Below are 18,865 nucleotides of genomic sequence, written 5' to 3'. Positions count from 1 at the left end.
GTCATGGGCGGGCTGGCAGCACCCCGGGCACGGCGTGGGCAGCGGTTCGAAATGGTCTGTTCTGATTATCAGCATGAAATGAGGGTAGATATAGTGCTGATAAATATTGAAAAGTAAATAATTATGAAATAGAATGTGCTAATTGCTGCCGTTCCAGCCGCGTGATTTTCGATGAATGTTACCTGAATATTTCGCACATTTGACGCCTCCTTTCCATTCCCACCCTTCTTCTCCTGATTATTGTGTCTTGCGCAGCTGCCTGTTGTTGCCACACGCCGCCTTTGCCCGGGGCCGGAACCTGAACGCGCGCCGCGCCGGGTTCCGGCCTTTTCATTGACTCTCACCCCCAATTTCTCACCCTAATCCCATTTTCCATGAAGAAAACATACTGGCTATTGCTATTGCTGCTGGGCCTGCTGCTGGCCACGCCCGGCTGGGCCCAGACGGCCCGGACCGTGTCGGGCATTGTCACCTCGGGCACCGACCAAAGCCCGCTGCCCGGCGTGACCGTGCTCGTGAAAGGCACCACCACCGGCAGCACCACCGGCTCCGACGGCCGCTATTCGGTATCGGCCGCGCCGGGCGCGGTTATCGTCTTCAGCTTCATCGGCTACACGTCGCAGGAGCGCACGGTGGATGCCAGCGGTAGCATCGACGTGGCGCTGAAGGAAAGTACCACCGGCCTCGACGAGGTGGTGGTGACGGCCTACAACATTGCCCAGAATAAGCGCGAGCTGGTGACGGCCGTGCAGGAAGTGAAGAGCAAGGACATCATCGATTCGCGCCAGACCAACATCGTGAACGCGCTGCAAGGCAAGGTGGCCGGCGTGAACATCACCTCCTCGGGCGGCTCGCCGGGCGAAGGCGCGGCCATCGTTATCCGGGGTGGCACATCGCTCGACGGCGACAACCAGCCGCTGTTCGTCATCGACGGGATGATTATGGACAACAGCTCGTTTCAGGAAAGCGCCGCGCCCGGCGCGGGCTCGCAGTTCAACGGCTTGCTGGGCCGCTCGGTGGGCGCTGCCAACCGCGCCGGTGACCTCAACCCCGAGGACATCGAAAGCATGACGGTGCTGAAAGGCCCCGCCGCTGCCGCCCTCTACGGCCTGCGCGCCGCCAACGGCGCCGTGGTTATCACCACCAAAAAAGGCGCGGCCGGCCGCACCACGCTCAACTACCGCACCCAGTATTCGGTGGATGAGGTGAGCCGCCTGCCCAAAATGCAGGACCAGTACAAGCGCGGCTCCAACGGCCTGGCCGACCTCACCACGCGCCAGTCGTGGGGCCCGCGCTTTGCGCCCGGCGAGCCGGTGTACGACAACGTGGGCAACTTCTTCCAGAAAGGCCACGCCTTCCAGAACTTCCTGAACATGTCGGGCGGCTCGGACAAGGCCAGCTTCTTCGTATCGGCTTCCAACCTGCAGCAAAACGGCGTGGTGCCCCAGAGCGACTACGACAAAAGCACGGTGCGCTTGTCGGGCACGGCGGCTATTTCGCCCAAGCTCAGCGTGAGCGGTTCGGCCGAATACCTCACCTCGGGCGGCCTGCGGCCGTTGCAGGGACAAGGCCTGCTGACTACGGCCGGCACGTCGTCGGGTGGCTTCCTGCTGAGCTTGATAAACTGGCCGCGTGATGACGATGCCAGCAACTACCTCAACCCGGACGGCACCCGCCGCCGCCTGCTGGCCCCCGGCAATGGCATCGATGCCGACGCCGACAACCCGTACTGGACCGTCTACAACAACCCGCAGACCGACCGTACCAACCGCTTCATCGGCAATGTGCAGCTCAGTTTCAAGCCCTTCAAATGGGTGACGCTGAGCCACAACATCGGTACCGACTTGTACACCTCGCGCAATACGTCGGTGCGGGCCGTGGGCACCTCGCAGGTAAGCAACCAGAACGGCGGCATTGCCGAAACCGTGGACCAGTTCCGCCTGCTGACAGCCACCACGCTGGCCACCTTCAACCATAGCTTCGGCGAAAAGATTGGCTCTTCGCTGGTGCTGGGCAACTCCATTGAGGAGAACAAGGACCAGGCCGTGGACTACCTCGGCCTCGTGTTCCAGAACCCCAACTTCGTGGGCCTGAACAACACCGTGAACCGCAACGCCCTGCAGCGCGACTCCAAGCGTCACCTCATCGGCAACTTTGCCCGCCTGAGCGTGACGCTGCTCGACCAGGTATTCGTGGAATTGCAGGGCCGCTACGACCAGTCCTCGACCCTGCCGCGCCCCGACGAGAACAAGATTTATGGCAAAGGCTTCCTCTACGGCTCGGCCGGTTTGGGCTATGAGTTCACCAAAACGCTGGGCCTGGAGCAGAACAACATCCTGAACTACGGCAAGGTGCGCGCCTCGGTGGCCGAGGTGGGCAAGGACACGCAGCCCTACCGCGTGCAGTCGGCCCTGACGCAAAACACCTACATCGGCGGCGGTTTCCGCAACGACTTCTTTGGTTCGAACCCGCTGCTGCGCCCCGAGCGCACCCGCACCTACGAAGCCGGCATCAACCTGCAGTTCCTGAAAAACCGGCTGGGCCTGGATTTCAACTACTATTATTCGCGCACCAAGGACCAGATTATCGCGCCCCGCGTGAGTCAGTCGGCCGGTTTCATCCTGCAGTACATCAACGGCGGCATCGTGACCAACGAAGGCCAGGAAATCTCGCTGACCGGCACGCCGGTGAAGGGCAAAAACTTCACCTGGGACATCACGGCCAACTTTTACCACAACACCAACATTGTGCAGGAACTGCCGTACCCGCTCACCGTGGTGCTGCAATCGGATGCCTTCATCACCAACGTGCACGAAGGCGGCGCGTTCCCCGGTCGCGCCATCACGGGCCTGGCTGCCACCGACTTCGTGCGCGTGACCGACCCCAACAGCCAGTACTACAACATGCCCATCATTGCCTCAACGGGCTACCCCACAGGCACGGCTGCACCGCCCACTGTGTATGCTGGCAACCGCGCCCCGCAGTTCACCACCCAACTCACCAACACTTTTACCTACAAAGCATTGTCGCTGACGGCGCTGCTCGACTTCCGCAAAGGCGGTGTGGTGGTGAACGGCAACGACCAGTACCAAACCGGCGTGGGCACCTCGTTGCGCACCCTCGACCGCTATAAGCAGGCGGTGTTCAACGGCGTGGTAGTAACCGGCAAAGATGCCGCCGGCAACCCCACCTACGCGCCCAACACCCGTTCGGTGGAGCTGACCCAGAACTACTACAGCACCCTGAGCGGCATCGGCACCGTGTTCGTGGAGGACGGTTCGTGGGCCCGCCTGCGCTACGTGACCCTGAGCTACGCGCTGCCCGCCACGCTGCTGAGCCACACCGGCTTCATTAAAGGCGTGGAGTTCAGCGTGACCGGCCGCAACCTGGTGCTGCTAACCAAGTACACCGGCGGCGACCCCGAAACGGCGGCGGCCGGTGCCGGCGTGCGCGGCGGCGGCTCGAACGGCTTCGATTTTGGCAACGTTCCGGGCACGCGTGGCGTGGACATGGGCTTGCGCGTGAATTTTTAAGGCTTGGCGCTGCTTCGTATGAAAGCCAACTTCCTAACTACTCATCCAATGAAACGATATATAATCGGGCTGGGCCTGCTGCTAAGCACCGGCGCCCTCACCGCGTGCGAGAAGTTTCTCGACGTGAACAACAACCCCAACAACCCCGTCGTCTCGACGCCCAACTTCCTGCTGCCGGGCATTATTTCCAACGGCATCCAGACCCAGATGTTTACCTCGCTGCGCCTGCCTTACCTCACGCAGTACGTGGCCAGCCGCACCGCCAATGCCGGGGCCGACCAGTTTCTGCTGACCAACGCCAACAGCACCAACACTTTCAACTACAGCTACTTTCAGTCCGGTGGCAACATCCCGGGCATGATAAAGTCGGCGCAGGAAGAAGGCTCGCCCTACTACGTGGGGGCTGGCAAAATCATGCAGGCACTGTTGCTGGCCCACGCCACCGACATGCTCGGCGACATTCCCTACTCCGAAGCCTACCAGGGCGGGGCGAACTTCACGCCCAAATACGACCCGCAGGAGCAGATTTATGGCGTAATCAACCAGCTTTGCGACGAGGGGGCGGTGGAAATGGCCAAGCCCGCCAGCGCCGAATTCCGCGCTTTCTACAGCACCTCGCCCAGCGAAAGCGGCGACATTCTGTACAAAGGCGACCCTGCCAAATGGGGTCGGCTAGCCTACGCCCTGAAGGCCCGGCAGGCCCAGCACCTCACCAAAAAGACCAGCTACAACCCCACTGCCGTGCTGGCGCTGTGCGATAAAGCCTTCACCTCGTCGGCCGATGATGCCCAGATTAACTTCCAGGTGGCCGTGGCCCCGCTCTCGAACACGACCAACATTTACGGGGTGACGCGGGGCAACTTCGGTGGCGCTACCTACTCGGCCAACATCGTGAAGTACTTGAACGGGACCACGTTCTCGGGCGTGGTCGACCCGCGCTTTGGGGTGATGATACCCACCAACAGCACCGGTACCGACCCCGGCGTGGGTACCAGCACCACGGCCAACCTCACGCCCGGCTCCACGCTCACCGACTTTTACGGCGGCTGGTACGCCCGCGACCTGGGTTACTTCGAGGCCATCACCTACCACGAACTCAAATTCATCGAGGCCGAAGCTGCTTTCCGGGCCAACAACCTGCCCCGCGCCCTGGCCGCCCTCAAAGAAGGCATCCGGGCGCACATGAAGAAGATGAGCGGCGGCGGTACCTACTCGCCGCCCACCGTCACGTTCCCCTTCATCACCGATGCCCAGATTAACGCCTACCTGGCCAGCGCCGCTGTGCCCCAGACCGAGGCCGCGCTCACGTTGCGTTCCATCATGGAGCAGAAGTACATCGCCATGTTCCTGAACCCGGATTCGTGGTCGGATATGCGCCGCCTGGATTTCAGCACGGCCATTTACGTCAACCTCATGTTTCCGAAGTACACCGGCAGCACGCCTCCGCTGGCCCTGGCCCCCGGCAAATTCCCGCGCCGCCTGCTGCCCGGTGCCACCGAAGTCGCCGTGAATCCCAACGCCGTGGCCGCTCTTTTTGCTGATGCTGGCGCAACGACCAACGAAGACTACGCCACCAAGCCCCTGTGGTTCGACCGCCCCTAGCGGCGGAATTCCCCAAGGCGCTGCGTTCGCAATGTCATTCCCCATTCACGACTTTAACCTCCCGTTATATGAGATATTTTTCAATGAAAACCCTGCTGCTGGTGCTGCCGCTGCTGGGCCTGCTACTGGGCAGCTGTAAAAAGGAGCTGGATACTTACTACAAGCTCGATTCTGAGCCCGGCTTTGCGGGACTGGGCCTGCCCCGTGTACCACTGGCCACGCGCTACGCCCCCGGCGATGCCGTGCCGCTCTACGTGTCCTTTGCCGAGGCCGACCAACTGCGCGATGTGACCGTGTACCAGGTGGTGGGCAAAACCGACTCGACCGTGACCGGCACCTACGCGGCCAACGGCACCTACAATGCCGCCGGCGGCCTGCTGGTGCAGGCGCTGCCCTACGTGGTGCCTGCTACCGCCCCCAACGGCGTACTGGTGCGCGTTGACGTTACCCTGAACTTCCAGAACGGTGGCAAGCGCCTGCGCCGCTTCACTTACACAGTGGCCGCGCCGGCCACCTTGGAATTTGCCACCACGCCCGTGGTGCCCGTGTTCCGTAATGCCCTCACGGCCACGGCCCAGAGTGAAGGCGACGTTATTGGCTACCCCATTGTCATCAACAAAGGCGGGCTGGGTGCCGTGCCGGTGCCGCCAGCCACGGGCCTGCTCTTCAAAGGCGTGGACAGCCTCACCACCTTCTACCGCATTGGCACGCAGCCGCGGGTGCGGGCCAGCGTGATTCGCACGCCCACCACCGGCGCAGCCAACGCCCGCACCGTGGATGTGACCATTCCGCCCAAATCCAACGGCCAGCCCGTCACCTTCATCTTTGAGGCCTACGCCGCCGTGCAGACGCTCACCATCACGGCCCCGCCCATCAACGTGACCAACCCCACGCCGCTGGCCACTCTGCGCACCGGCCGCATCGCCGGCGGCCCCGGCGTGACGCTCGACTCGCTGGCATTCAACCTGCGCACCGGCCTCATTGAGCCCGCCGCCAACCCCGCCACTGCCAAAGACCTATTCCTGAGCGGCACCGGTAGTAGCGTCACGCTGTCGGCAGCCAACACTACGCGCTTCTACCGCCTGTCGGCGGCGCAGCTCGCAGCCGGGTTCTACACTTCGCCCAGCGTGAATACCACCGCCACGGCCCTCTACCTGAACCCCACGCTGGCCCTGGCCGACGTGGGAGCGGTGGCGGCCAACGACGTGTTTGCCGTGAAAGTGCGCGGCGCGGAGGTGATGCTCCTGCGCATTCTGAGTGTGAAGCCCGGCAGCGCCGGGGCCAGCGCCCGGGTGCGGTTTGAGTACCGGTCGCTGTAGCGGCCAACGCTTTTGTCAAATGAAAAGAGGCCTTCACCGCGCGGGGAAGGCCTCTTTTCATTTGACAGTAGTTTTTATTGGGGAAACAATAGCCTGCCAATGCTGCTCATATCTGTCTGCTACCCGCCGCCAAACAACCGCGCAAAGAAGCCCTTTTTCTTCGCGGGCTTCTCCTTGATTTTGACTTTCGAGAACGGGGCTGAAGCCTCGGGTTTATCGGCCGGGGTGTTGAGACGAATGCTGGGGCGCGGGGTGGCCGGGGCGGGCTGCGCGGCCACGGGCGGAGCCGCCGGAGGACGTACACCGCCAGGGGCCTGGCCCAGGGCTAGCTCTGCCGACTGCTGGCCGGTGGTGATGACGCGCATGGGCCGGCTCTCGTTGTGCAGGCGGTCCACGGCGGTCACGTAGTAGGCGTAGGCCTGGCCGGGCACGGCCGTGGTGTCCACGTAGGTGGCGGGGAAGCCGGGGGCCGGCCGGGGCAGCGCCAGAATGCGGCGCGGGTCGTTGGGCGTGCTGGCCTCGGTGGGCTCGAAGCGGTAGAGGACGTAGTAGGTGGCCGCGTCGCCGTCGGCGGCGGGCGGGCCGGACTGCCAGTTCAGGGTCACGTAGTGGCTGAGGCGGCGCAGCGTGAGGTTGGTCACGGGCAGGGGCGGAGTGGCGTCTTTCCAGGGCATGGCCGGCACCAGGGCAGGGTAGCGGAACAGGTCTTGCCGCAGCGAATCGGTGGTATGGAGCGGATTGGTAAGCACCGATTTGGCCGAGAAGAATACGCTGCCGATGGCCTCGCCGTCGGTGGCGCGGTTGGTCCGAATCTGGCGGGGCAGCTCGCGGGCGTTGCGCCAGGTAGTGTCGGAGCGGGTGCTTTCCAGCATCCGGTAGGTGCCGTGGCCGATGTAAAGGTGGCGGTCGAAGTGGTTTTCGGCCCACCATTTCACCAGCACGGGGTAGGGGCAGAGGCGGAAATTGGTGCTCCAATAAAGCTGCGGCACCACGTAATCAATCCAGCCCTTTTCCAGCCACAGCCGCGTGTCGGCATACAAATTCGAATAGGAAGGCTGTCCGGCCCGCGTATCAGACCCCTGCGGGAAGTCCTTCGACTTGTTCATCCACACCCCAAACGGCGAGATGCCGAATTTCACCCAGCGCTTGGCGCTTTGGATGCTGTCGTGCAGGTCGTGGATGAGGATGTTGACGTTCTGCCGCCGCCAGTCGCCCAGCTTTTTCAAGCTGTCGGGGTTGAAATCGCGGAAGGCGGCCTCGTCGTGAAACACCTTGCCCGGGTCGGGATAGGGGTAGAAATAATCATCGAAATGCACCGCGTCGATGTCGTAGCGCCGCACCACGTCCATAATCACGCGGGTGATGTGCGTTCGCACTTCCGGCAGGCCGGGATTGTAGAGCAACTGCCCGCCGTAGCGCAAAAACCACTGCGGATGCTGGCGGTACGGGTGGTTCGGGGCCAGCCGGCGCGTCACCGAATCCATGGTGGCGCGGTAGGGGTTGAACCAGGCGTGGAACTCCATGCCGCGCCGGTGCGCCTCGGTGATGAGGAAGGGCAGGGGGTCGTCGCCGCCCGCCGGGGCCTTGCCCTGCACGCCGGTCAGCCACTTGCTCCAGGGCTCCAGGTCCGACTTATAAAAAGCATCTGACGCGGGCCGAATCTGCACGAACACGGCGTTGAGGCCGGCGCGCTGGCCGGCATCGAGCAGGCGGCGGTAGTCGCGGCGGTATTGCTCGGGGGCCTCGCCGCGCTGGTTGGGCCAGTCGATGTTTTCAACGGTGGCAATCCACATGCCGCGCAACTCGCGCTTGGGAGGCGGCAGTGCCTCGGTGGAGTCGGCCTCGGTTTGGGCCAGAGCGGGCAGCAAGCCGCTGACGCCACTCAGCAACAACAGGAAAAACAAAAACCGACCAGCGGAAAGGAAACGACGCATCAAGGGGAAATCAGCAGCAGGAATAATTGCCGCAAATTACGCCATTAAGCCCCGCAGTCTGGTTGCTGCTTAATGAAGAACGGCCAGGCTGCACGCAGCCTGACCGTTCTTCATTGTTGATTTTGGTTTGCCTTAGGAGCCCGTCAGTTCGGTATCGGTCATCGGCTGGTCGGGCGTATCGGGGCCGCCTTCGAGGCCGTTGGTTTGGCTCGCGTCGCCGTAGTCGCCGCGAATACCGGCGCCGTCGCCCATGTTCTGCTGGGTGCTGCTGGGGATGGTGGTACCCGTGCGGGGTTGCTCATCAGGCGCCTTATCGGGAGTGGGGCTGGTGGTCGAATCCTGCTCCGACGTCTCGTCGGGCGTGCTGGACGAGGGCGCGTAGTCGGGCTGCGGGTCGGTGGGGTTTTGCGTGGGGTCGGGCATGGTCGTGAGGGAATATGAAGGATGGCGGAGGCGTAGTAGCAGCCTCGTAGGCGGGTTTACGGCGGGCAGCTCGCACGGTTGGGCGCGGCCAATTGCGCGGTGTTTGCCATCTTGCCAGGAGGTTTCCTTTTCACTCAATTTTTTTGCCTGTCATGGCTGATTCCATTTCCGATTTCTACCATCAAAAAACCGATGATGAGCTACGGTTCTTCGTCGAAAACCCCGACCATTACCAGCCCGACATTGTGGCCGAAGCCCGCCGCGAGCTGCGCCGTCGGGGCGTGGCCCTGCCCCAGCCCGCGCCCGCCGCACCGGTAGCAATGGACGCACCGGCAGCTCGTGGTTTGCAGGCTAACCCTTTGGTGCTGGGCATCATCGTGGTGTTAACTCTGAGCCTGGGCTTCTTCTATTTTATTAACCACAAAAACAGCGCTGCACCTGCCGCCACCGCCCCGGCCAAGCCCAAAGCGCCACCTCGCCTCACGGAAGTCGCCACCTCCACCATCCCCGATTTCGGGCCGGCCGTGGTGGCCAGCGTGCAGCGGCAGGTGCAGCGCATTCCGGCCGCCGAGCGCGCCGCTGCTGCCCAGGAGGCCATGCCCCTGCGCCAGTACCGCGAGCTGGCCAAGCGCTTCTGGACGGCCGAAACCCAGACCGAATACGTAATGAACCAGGCCCGCCGGGGCCAGCTCGACGCGGCCCTGCCGGGTCATATCCAGGCGGTAGAATCCACCTGGGAGCAGTGGAATAAGGCGATGAATTACAGCTACAAGTTCGGCCCCGCCATGAGCGACCACCTCGACATCATGACCCGCGTGGCCCGGCAGCAGCAGGAAGGTCTGAATGATTTGCTTATTGTGGCCAACAATCCCCAGAGCTACGAAAACGACCAAACCCGCAAGCGCGCCGCCGATGTGAGCGACCTGCTCTCGGGCCTGCTGCCGAAATCGCCGGTCACGGGCCAGCCCTACAATACCATCGTGCGCCGGGTGCGGCTGTAGGCGGGTAGGGCAGGACTCCCCTCCTTACCAAGGAGGGGATGTTTCAGCGAAGCTGAAACGGGGGTGGTTGTTGGCGGCTGCCACGTTGAGCAGCTATTTCCAGTTGGTTGTCGCTCAATGACGCCCAACGCCACCCTGTGGTGCCACCACCCCAGCCGTCGCTGCGCGCCGGCATCCCCTCCTTACCAAGGAGGGGAGTCTCGCCGTCCCATCTCCAACATCTGGCAAATTGGCCGGTTGGGGAAGCTGGCGCACTCCTTGCCGCGTCCGGCTCCTCATGGAATCATCTCCCCCCGACCACGTCCCCGGCTCCACGGCCGCGCTGGCCGCCCAGCTTTTCGCCCAGAAGCCCGAAGCCGAGCTGCTGTACCTGGCCCAGAACTCGGCCCGCTACCCGCCCGCCGTGGGAGCCGCCGCTGTGGCCGAGCTCAACCGGCGCGGCCTGCTGCCCGACACCACGCGCCCCGCGCCGCCACCCGCCAAACCCGAAGCCGAAACCTGGCCGCAGCTGCTGGGCAGTTTGCTGCGCGGGCTGCTCATCCCGTCGCGCCGCTTCCTAACCACCCCACTGCTGATTGATGCCTGCCTGCTGATATTCGGCCTGATGGTGCTCAGCGGCGTGTCGGCCTCCGACCCCACCGGGCCGCAGCTCATACGCTGGGGTTCCAACGTTACCGACCTCACGCTGCACGGCCAGCCCTGGCGGCTGCTCACCTACATGTTTGTGCACGCCGGCCTCTCGCACCTGCTGCTGAACATCCTCTCGCTCTGGCTGCTGGGCCTGCTGGTGGAAGACCGGGTAGGGCCGCTGCGCCTGCTGCTGGTGTACCTGGCCTGCGGCGTAGGTGGCGGCCTGGCCAGCCTGTGGTGGAATGCCCAAGGCATTAATTCCGTGGGAGCCAGCGGGTCCATCTTCGGGCTCTACGGCTTGCTGCTCGCCCTGCTCATTGGCAAGAAGCTGGTGCTCGATAAGTCCGACCGCCGCGCCATGCTGGGCCTGGTATTGTATCTGGTGCTCAGCAACCTGCTCTCCGGCCTCACCGGCAATATTGACAACGCAGCCCACCTTGGCGGGCTGGCTACGGGCTTGTTCATCGCCGGCCCACTGGCATTCATCGGGCTGAAGGGCGGGGAGAAATCGGAGGTGTTATAGCGGAGTTGTACTGGTATAAGCACGTCATGCTGAGCGCCGTCGAAGCATCTCTACCGCTGCGTTGCAACGATTGAATCACTTGTGCGGTAGAGATGCTTCGACTACGCTCAGCATGACCGTTCTTTTAACGTTCGCCATTAATCAAAATCCCCAAAACTATCCATGCAAGCACTTCAGCTCGATGCCATCCACCAGCCCGCCGCCGTGCGCGAGGTGCCCACGCCCACGCCCGGCCCCGGCGAAATCCTCGTGAAGCTGCACGCCGCCGCCCTCAACCACCGCGACGTGTTCATCCAGCAGGGCAAGTATGCTGGCATCAAGCTGCCCTGCACCCTCGGGGCCGACGGCGCGGGCGAAGTAGCCGCTCACGGCTCCGGCGTGCCTGCCGATGCGCCGGCCGTGGGCACCCGCGTCCTCATCAACCCCGGCCTGCGCTGGGGCAATAATCCCCGCGCCCAGGCCCGCGATTTTGTGGTCCTCGGTATGCCCGACCCCGGCACGTTTGCCGAATACATCACCCTGCCGGCCCAATACATTCGCCCGCTGCCGGCCCACCTTAGCTATGAGCAGGGGGCGGCCCTGCCACTGGCGGGCCTCACCGCCTACCGGGCGGCCTTCACCCGCGCCCAGGTGCAGCCCGGCGAGCGGGTGCTGGTGACCGGCGTGGGCGGCGGCGTGGCCATCACAGCCGTGCAATTATGCGTGGCCCGGGGCGCCGAGGTGTGGGTAACATCCAGCTCCGAAGAGAAAATAGCCCGCGCCCAAGCGCTGGGAGCCAAAGGCGGCATCAATTACAACGCCGAAAACTGGGTAAAAATCCTCACCCAGCAAGCCGGCGGCGCGTTCGATGTCATCATCGACAGCGCGGCGGGGGCGGCCTTCGGGGCGCTGCTCGACGCGGCCACGCCTGGCGGCCGTATCGTGTTCTACGGCGGCACGCTGGGTAGCATCCCCGATGTGCCGCCCGCCAAAGTATTCTGGAAGCAGCTCAGCATCCTGGGTTCCACCATGGGGACGGAACAGGATTTTGAAGAAATGCTGACCCTGGTGAGCGAGAAGAAGCTGGTGCCGGTGATTGATGAGGTCTTTCCGCTGGCCGAAGGAGAAACCGCCCTGCGCCGCCTCGATGCCGGCGCACAATTCGGCAAAGTAGTGCTGAAAATTGCCTGATAATTAAGTCGGCCGAACCGATAAAACGGGGGCTCGGATTCACTGAATCCGAGCCCCCGTTTTGCGTGTTATAAAAGCAGTAAAACCTGCATTTTTTGGAATGAAAACGCAGGTTTTTGGGTTAATACAGTACGCTAAAAGACGAGTCCAAACAAGCCAATTTCGCCATGAAGTCCGCCGCCGAATACCTCGAAAACCAAGTGTTTGAAGCCCGCCGCCCGCGCCGCGAATTGCAACCCGTGGTGGCTTATGATGCCGCGCTGAATGCCATTGAGCAAGCCGTGGCCGATGCCGAGAAATACCGCTATTTGCTGATGCGTGCCCTGCGCCATCATGCCAACGACACGGCTGCCGCGCCCGCAGCTACTTCCGCTGCCTCGTCTTTCTTCGCCGACGAAGCCACCGTGCTGCCGCTATATCCCGGCCAGCAAAACATGGCCGCCTAACCACAAGCCCAAGCCGACCTATAAAGCCCCAAAATTTTATTTTGAGGGCTTTTTTATTGCGCCAGGTGTGCTGCTAGCGCTGCTGCCTGTTGCCGCAGCTCCGGCACTGCCGTCGACTCAAAATAAGCCGGCCGACGGCTGGGGCCGAGCGTGAACAGGCCCGGCGAAACCGCGCCTGTCGCGTTCAGCAGCGCGCCGTGGGCATCCGTCAGCAGGCCGAGGTGCAATGGGTCGGGAGTGAGGTCGCCGGCCTCTCGCAGGCTCACCACAAGCGGGTCGGCAATGCGTGAATAGTCCAGCAGCGGCCCCGCGCAGCTGACAACGTGGTCGGCGGTGTGCCAGCAGATATCCGGGCTGTGGCATCGAACTCCCACCCGTAGCCGGTTGCCTTCGGGCAGAATCTCGCGCACTGTGCCAATGTGCAGCTGCACCAGCCCAGCGGCCGTGAGCGCGGCCACTGCCTCCGCATTCTGCGGTGGGCTGCGGTGCCGGGCCACCGCCCATAAGCCCGCCAGATGCTGCAGAAACCGGCGCTGCTCCGCCAGCGGCCACGCCGCCCAGATGCGGCCGAGGTCGGGCCGGAGCGAATCCAGCACCGCCCGCCAGTCGAGGCCCTGCGCGGCGCCGGCTTTCAGGTGCCGCTTATACACCGCCACCACACCGGTTACCGTGGTTTCGTGCGCCAGCTCGGGATAAAAGCTGGGATAAGCGGCCATGACCGGGCCATGCGCCGAGGGCCAGCGCCCGTGCCGGGCCACCACCGTAATGGGCGCCCGGTGGCCATCCTGGCGCAGGGCCAGCAGCACGTCCACCGCCGTCAGTCCCGAGCCGATGAGCAGCACGTCCTCATCGGGACCAATGCGGCGCAGGTTGCCCACAGCCCACGGGTCGGCGTGGTAGCCGGGGTGCTGGAGGTAGCGTTGGTCGGGACCGGTGGGGGGCGGGGGCGGGAAATTGCCCAGCGCCAGCACCACAATGTCGCTGCTGATAGTCGTACCATCGGCCAGCTGCACGGCGCGGCGGCCATCAGGCAGGAGCGGAGCGGCCACGGCGGTGGTCTGGTGCCAGCGCACAGAGGCCGTGACTAATTCTTTCGCCAATTCTTCCCGCAGATAGCGGCCGTAAGCCGCCCGGGAGGCGAATTCGGGCAGGCCGGCGGCGCTTTCGGGCTGGGTTATCAGCCAGTCGGCAAAATGGTTGGGTTCGTCCGGGTACAGGCTGAGGCCGCCGGGACGCACGTTGAGCAGGTATTCGGGGCGGCGGGCGGTGTAGGCCAGGCCGGGGCCGGGCACCTCGCGCGGCTCAATTAGATGGATTTCGGCCCCCGCCAGTGCGGGCTGCCGCCGCAATTGCAACACCAGCGCCGTGCCCGCGAAGCCGCCGCCCACAATGGTAATAACGGGACGAGCAAGGTGGGGCACAGGCGGAGTTAGGATTAATATAGAGCGGAGTAAAAGAACGTCATGCTGAGCGAAGTCGAAGCATCTCTACCGAGAGAGTAAACCCAATCGATTGATTTACTGCCACACGCGAGATGCTTCGACTTCGCGGACGCCAGATGAGCATGACGTTCCAGAGAATTACATATACCGCCCCGGCACAAGGTAGTTCTGCACGTAGTCCTGGATACCATCCTCCAGGCGCGTAAACGGCCGGTCGTAGCCGATGCTTTTGAGCTTGCTCATATCGGCCTCGGTGAAGTACTGATACTTATCGCGGATATCCTCCGGCGTGTCCCGGAACTGGATATCGGCCGTGCGGCCCAGAGCGTTGAACGTGTTCAAGGCCAAATCGAGGAAGGTGCGGGCCTGGCCGCTGCCCAGGTTGTAAATGCCGGAGTGAGTGCGGTGGTTCAGTAGGAAAAAGCATACTTCCACCACGTCCTTCACGTACACGAAATCGCGCATCTGGCCGCCGTCGGTGTAGTCGGGGTTGTGCGATTTGAACAGCATCATCGAGCCCGATTGCTGAATCTGGTGGAAGGCGTGCATTATCACCGATGCCATGCGGCCCTTGTGGTACTCATTGGGTCCGTAGACATTGAAAAACTTCAAGCCCGCCCAGAAATACGGCTTTTCCTCCTGCTGCAACGCCCAGTTGTCGAAGTCGTTTTTCGAGTCGCCGTAGGGATTCAGCGGGCGATAGAGGGGGAACAGCGCCTCATCTTTATCGGTGTAGCCCAGCGTGCCGTCGCCATAAGTCGCGGCCGAGGAAGCGTAGACCAACGGCAGATTGTACTTCACGCATGCCTGCCACATGCGCTTGGAATAGTTCAAGTTGAGCACATCGAAGACGGCCGGGTCCATCTCCGTGGTATCGGTGCGGGCCCCGAGGTGAAAAATGAATTCCACCTGCTCGTGGTTGGCATCGAGCCAGTCGAAAAATGTTTCGCGGTCCACGTATTCGCGCAGCTTTTTGCCTTCGATGTTGGGCAGCTTCTTTTCGATGGAGAAATTATCCACCACGACGATGTCGTTGAAATTGGCGGCGTTGAGGCGGGAAACTAGGCAGCTGGCGATGAAGCCGGCCGCGCCGGTGACTACTATCATAGGAGCGGAGATTGAAGCGGAGGTGAGCAAAGGTAAACCGGCGCGCCGGGCCGTGGGGCTGCCCGCCTACCTTTGCGCCATGCGTGTTCTGTTGCTGCTTTTACCCCTGGCCCTGCTGCTGGGTTGCCAATCTGAAGCCGGGAAAACGGGTACTGTGCAAGTGCGCGACGACCTGGGCCGGTCTATGAAAATACCCGCCCACCCGCGCCGGGTGCTGGCCCTGGCCCCCAGCATGACCGAAATGCTGTTTGCCGTGGCCGATACCGCCACCATCGTGGGCCGCGTGCCGCAGGACGATTATCCGGCCGCCGTCTACCGCAAGCCGGTGGTGAATAACTACCCGCTCGACCTGGAAAAGCTGGTGCTGCTGAAGCCCGACGTGGTTTTCACCATCGAAGGCATCACCTCCGTCGATGATGCCAAGCGCCTTCAGGACCTGGGCATTCCGGTGTATTTCCAGCGCTACCGCCGCGTCGAGGACGTGTTCAAGGGTATCGACGACGTGGGCCGGTTATTGGACCGCTCCGCTCAGGCCCGGCACCTGACGGACTCGCTCCGGCAGCAGCTCCGGCAGCTCACGCTGGCGGCCGCCCGCCCCGCCAAAACACCTAAAGTGCTGGCCATCACCTGGCTCGACCCCATTTACTGCTACGGTCAGAATACGCTGTTCACCAATGAGATTCGCTACGCCGGCGGTCGCAATGCCATTACCGAGACTTTTCCGCAGCCCTACCCGGCCCTCACCCGCGAGTACGTGCTCAAGCTGAATCCCGACGTGTTGCTGGGCGGCACCTTTGAAAAACTGGACAGCACCTTTTTCAAAAATTACCCCGAGCTGAAGCGCATCAACGCGTATAAAAACCGCCGCGTGTTCCCCATTACCGGCAATCTCATGGAGCGGCCCGGCCCCCGCGTGGTCGAGTCGGTGCGGGAGTTGCATGGCTTGCTAAACCAGGGCCCATCCAAACCGCCCATTCCCGTTCGTTGATGCCGGTTCGTCGTCCTGCGTTGTGGTTGATAATTGGCCTGCTGCTCACGCTGGCGCTGGTGGTGCTGGGCCTGCGCGTGGGCAGCTACTCCACGTCGTATTCCTTCATCCTGAACACCTTCCGGCACTACAACCCCGCCGACCCCGCCCAGCTGGTGCTGGTGCAACTGCGCCTGCCGCGCCTGCTGCTGGCGCTGCTGGCCGGGGCTAGCCTGGCCGTGAGCGGCTATCTGCTCCAAACCTTAGTCACCAACCCGCTGGCCGACCCTTACCTGCTGGGCACGGCCTCCGGCGCCTCGCTGGGGGCCATTGCGGCATATGTACTGGTGCCCTCGCTCACGCTGATGGGCGTGTATTTGCCGCCGGTGGCGGCCCTGGCGGGGGCTTTCGCGGCCACGTTGCTGGTGGTGGCACTGGGCACCCGGCGCGGCAAAATTCTGCCGGCACCGCTGCTACTGGCAGGGGTGGCGGTGGGGGCGCTGGCGGCGGCTGTGGGCAGCCTGCTCACCTTCCTGGCCTCGCCCGAGGGCAGCCTGCGCAGTGTGGTGTTTTGGGCGTTTGGCAGCTTTGAGCGGGCCGGGTGGGACGTGCTGCCGTATCCGGCCGTTGCGTTGGGCATCAGCCTGTTCGTATTAACCTTTTTGCAAAAAGACCTCAACCTGCTGCTGCTGGGGGAGGAGCGGGCCGCCGCGCTGGGCTTGCCGGTGGCCCGGCGGCGCTGGCTGCTGGTGCTGCTGGCGGCCGGCCTCACGGGTGGCGTGGTGGCGCTGTGCGGGCCGGTGGGCTTCGTGGGCCTGTTGGTGCCGCACCTCACGCGGGGGCTGCTGGGCACCACGGGGCGCTACAATCTGCTGGTGTGCGCGGTACTGGGCGGGGCCTTTTTGCTGGCCTGCGACCTGCTGGCCCGGCTGCTCTACCCGCCGGCCGGGCTGCCGGTGGGGCTGGTCACGGCCCTGTTCGGGGTACCCTTCTTCGTATATTTGCTGCGGAAAACTACTTAGTTGTCAGTTGTTAGTTGTCAGTTGTTAGAGCCGTGTGGCATCCTACTAACACTAACAGCTGACAACTAACAACTGACAACTAGAATGATATACATCAGCCGCCAGGAACATTTCAACGCCGCCCACAAGCTCTATAACCCCAAGTGGAGCGAGGAGCGCAACCGCGAGGTGTTCGGCCCCTGCGCCAACACCAACTGGCACGGCCACAACTACGACCTCATCGTGACGGTGAAGGGCGAACCCGACCCCGAAACCGGTTTCGTGGTCGACTTGAAGGCCCTGTCCGACCTGCTGCGCACGCACATTACCGAGCAGGTCGACCACAAAAATCTCAACCTCGACGTGCCGTTCATGGCCGGCCAAATGGCCAGCACCGAAAATCTGGCCATCGCCTTCTGGCAAATCATCGAGCGCGAGCTGCCTGCCATCACCCCGGCCAAGCTGCACTGCATCAAACTCTACGAAACGCCGCGCAACTTCGTGGAATATTACGGCAGCTAACGCGTGTCATGCTGACGAAGGAAGCATCTTATCACGGCTGCTTTCGCCAGAGTTACTTTCTTAATGCGGCCCGGACGTGATAAGGTCCTTCGCTGCGCTCAGGATGACATAATACCTTGAAATACTACCTAATAGCCGGCGAACGGTCGGGCGATTTCCACGCTGCCAACCTCATGCGCGAGCTGCGCGGACAGGATGCTGATGCGCAGTTCCGCTACTGGGGCGGCGACATGATGCAGGCCGAAGGCGGCGAGCTGGTGCGCCACTACCAGGACCTGGCCATCATGGGCTTTCTGGAAGCGGCCACCAGCATCCTCAAATTCCGAGGCTACCTGAAGCAGTGCCAGGCCGATATTTTGGCTTATAAGCCCGATGTGCTGATTCTGGTGGACTACGCCGGCTTCAACATGCGGATGGCAAAATTTGCCAAAGAGCAGGGCATTAAGGTGTTCTACTACATCTCTCCCAAAATATGGGCCTGGAACCAGGGGCGCGTCGAAAAGGTGAAGGCTTACGTCGATAAGATGTACGTCATTCTGCCCTTCGAGACGGAATTCTATCAGAAATTCAACTATCCCGTCGACTACACCGGCAATCCCACGGCCGATGCTGTGGCCGAGTTTCAGCCCACCACCGATTTCTACGAGCGCAACCGCCTCGAGCCTAATAAGCCCATTATTGCCGTGCTGCCGGGCTCGCGCAAGCAGGAAATCGAGGAAATGCTGCACGAGATGGTTGCTATTTTGCCAGGGTTTCAGGAATATCAGTTTGTGGTGGCCGGCGTTACCAACCTCGACCCTAACTATTACAAGCACTTCCACCGCAACGGTATCCGCTTCGTCTTCGACCAGACGTTTGACCTGCTTAGCCACGCCACGGCGGCCCTCGTTACCAGTGGCACGGCTACGCTCGAAACCGCCCTCTTCGACGTGCCCCAGATTGTGTGCTACCGCACCAGCTCGCTGAGCTACGCCATCGGCAAGATGGTCATCAAGGTGCCCTACATTTCGTTGGTAAACCTGATTGCCGGCCGCGAGGTGGTGAAAGAGCTGATTCAGGGTGATTTCACGGCCCGCAACTTGCTCGACGAGCTGCGCACCCTGCTCACCGACCCCGCCTACCTGGGCCGCATGAAAGCTGGCTACGCCGAGTTACGCGAAAAGCTAGGCCAGCACCAGGCCGCTAAAAAAACCGCCGAGCTGATGGTGAGCTACCTGCGGGACAAGTAACCTTATGGATTGCCAA

At 62.7% G+C, this 18,865-nt stretch carries 15 protein-coding genes; 11 read left to right on the top strand and 4 right to left on the bottom strand.

Annotated elements, in window-relative coordinates; translation table 11 throughout:
- Positions 1–374: 374 nt before the first annotated feature.
- The 3 genes from ACYVM5_RS00905 (at position 375) to ACYVM5_RS00895 (ending at position 6,454) form a co-directional block, all read left to right on the top strand.
- Entirely contained in the window at positions 375–3,533 is a 3,159-nt protein-coding gene (locus ACYVM5_RS00905; RefSeq protein WP_460616298.1) for a SusC/RagA family TonB-linked outer membrane protein, read from the top strand.
- Between the two features lie 48 nt (positions 3,534–3,581).
- Positions 3,582–5,135, top strand: coding sequence for a SusD/RagB family nutrient-binding outer membrane lipoprotein (locus tag ACYVM5_RS00900; protein ID WP_460616297.1), 1,554 nt, complete (start codon positions 3,582–3,584; stop codon positions 5,133–5,135).
- 68 nt (positions 5,136–5,203) lie between these two features.
- Positions 5,204–6,454 (top strand): hypothetical protein, encoded by a 1,251-nt coding sequence (locus ACYVM5_RS00895; RefSeq protein ID WP_460616296.1) that lies wholly within the window; start codon positions 5,204–5,206, stop codon positions 6,452–6,454.
- A gap of 119 nt (positions 6,455–6,573) precedes the next feature.
- On the opposite strand, the gene ACYVM5_RS00890 is transcribed toward ACYVM5_RS00895, so the two are convergent.
- Together ACYVM5_RS00890 and ACYVM5_RS00885 are read right to left on the bottom strand one after the other, a co-directional pair.
- Entirely contained in the window at positions 6,574–8,388 is a 1,815-nt protein-coding gene (locus ACYVM5_RS00890; RefSeq protein WP_460616295.1) for a glycoside hydrolase family 10 protein, read from the bottom strand.
- Positions 8,389–8,520: 132 nt separating this feature from the next.
- Entirely contained in the window at positions 8,521–8,811 is a 291-nt protein-coding gene (locus ACYVM5_RS00885; protein ID WP_460616294.1) for a hypothetical protein, read from the bottom strand.
- 152 nt (positions 8,812–8,963) lie between these two features.
- Here ACYVM5_RS00885 and ACYVM5_RS00880 point away from each other — a divergent pair, with 152 nt between their 5' ends.
- The 4 genes from ACYVM5_RS00880 to ACYVM5_RS00865 all read left to right on the top strand — a co-directional run bounded on the left by ACYVM5_RS00880 (position 8,964) and on the right by ACYVM5_RS00865 (position 12,581).
- On the top strand, positions 8,964–9,812 hold the full coding sequence (locus ACYVM5_RS00880; RefSeq protein ID WP_460616293.1) for a hypothetical protein: 849 nt from the start codon (positions 8,964–8,966) through the stop codon (positions 9,810–9,812).
- 277 nt (positions 9,813–10,089) lie between these two features.
- Positions 10,090–10,965, top strand: a complete 876-nt coding sequence (locus ACYVM5_RS00875) for a rhomboid family intramembrane serine protease (protein WP_460616292.1) — start codon at positions 10,090–10,092, stop codon at positions 10,963–10,965.
- 162 nt (positions 10,966–11,127) lie between these two features.
- Positions 11,128–12,135, top strand: coding sequence for an MDR/zinc-dependent alcohol dehydrogenase-like family protein (locus tag ACYVM5_RS00870; protein WP_460616291.1), 1,008 nt, complete (start codon positions 11,128–11,130; stop codon positions 12,133–12,135).
- Positions 12,136–12,302: 167 nt separating this feature from the next.
- Positions 12,303–12,581 (top strand): hypothetical protein, encoded by a 279-nt coding sequence (locus ACYVM5_RS00865; RefSeq protein WP_460616290.1) that lies wholly within the window; start codon positions 12,303–12,305, stop codon positions 12,579–12,581.
- Positions 12,582–12,634: 53 nt separating this feature from the next.
- Here ACYVM5_RS00865 and ACYVM5_RS00860 read toward each other — a convergent pair whose 3' ends face one another.
- Together ACYVM5_RS00860 and rfaD are read right to left on the bottom strand one after the other, a co-directional pair.
- Positions 12,635–14,002: an FAD/NAD(P)-binding protein gene (locus ACYVM5_RS00860; RefSeq protein ID WP_460616289.1), complete on the bottom strand. Its 1,368-nt coding sequence runs from the start codon at positions 14,000–14,002 to the stop codon at positions 12,635–12,637.
- Between the two features lie 159 nt (positions 14,003–14,161).
- Complete coding sequence (rfaD, locus tag ACYVM5_RS00855) at positions 14,162–15,130, bottom strand: ADP-glyceromanno-heptose 6-epimerase (RefSeq protein ID WP_460616288.1); 969 nt, start codon at positions 15,128–15,130, stop codon at positions 14,162–14,164.
- 79 nt (positions 15,131–15,209) lie between these two features.
- On the opposite strand from rfaD, the gene ACYVM5_RS00850 reads away from it, so the two are divergent.
- The 4 genes from ACYVM5_RS00850 (at position 15,210) to lpxB (ending at position 18,849) form a co-directional block, all read left to right on the top strand.
- Entirely contained in the window at positions 15,210–16,118 is a 909-nt protein-coding gene (locus ACYVM5_RS00850) for an ABC transporter substrate-binding protein (protein WP_460616287.1), read from the top strand.
- Complete coding sequence (locus ACYVM5_RS00845) at positions 16,118–17,119, top strand: FecCD family ABC transporter permease (protein ID WP_460616286.1); 1,002 nt, start codon at positions 16,118–16,120, stop codon at positions 17,117–17,119. The genes ACYVM5_RS00850 and ACYVM5_RS00845 overlap by 1 nt, the downstream gene beginning before the upstream one ends.
- An 84-nt stretch (positions 17,120–17,203) precedes the next feature.
- Entirely contained in the window at positions 17,204–17,620 is a 417-nt protein-coding gene (locus ACYVM5_RS00840) for a 6-pyruvoyl trahydropterin synthase family protein (RefSeq protein ID WP_460616285.1), read from the top strand.
- 116 nt (positions 17,621–17,736) lie between these two features.
- Complete coding sequence (lpxB, locus tag ACYVM5_RS00835; RefSeq protein WP_460616284.1) at positions 17,737–18,849, top strand: lipid-A-disaccharide synthase; 1,113 nt, start codon at positions 17,737–17,739, stop codon at positions 18,847–18,849.
- The last annotated feature ends 16 nt before the right edge of the window (positions 18,850–18,865 follow it).

The organism is Hymenobacter ruber (genome assembly GCF_054783255.1).
Note: the sequence above shows the minus strand (reverse complement) of the source record. Positions and strands in the feature narration are given on the sequence as shown.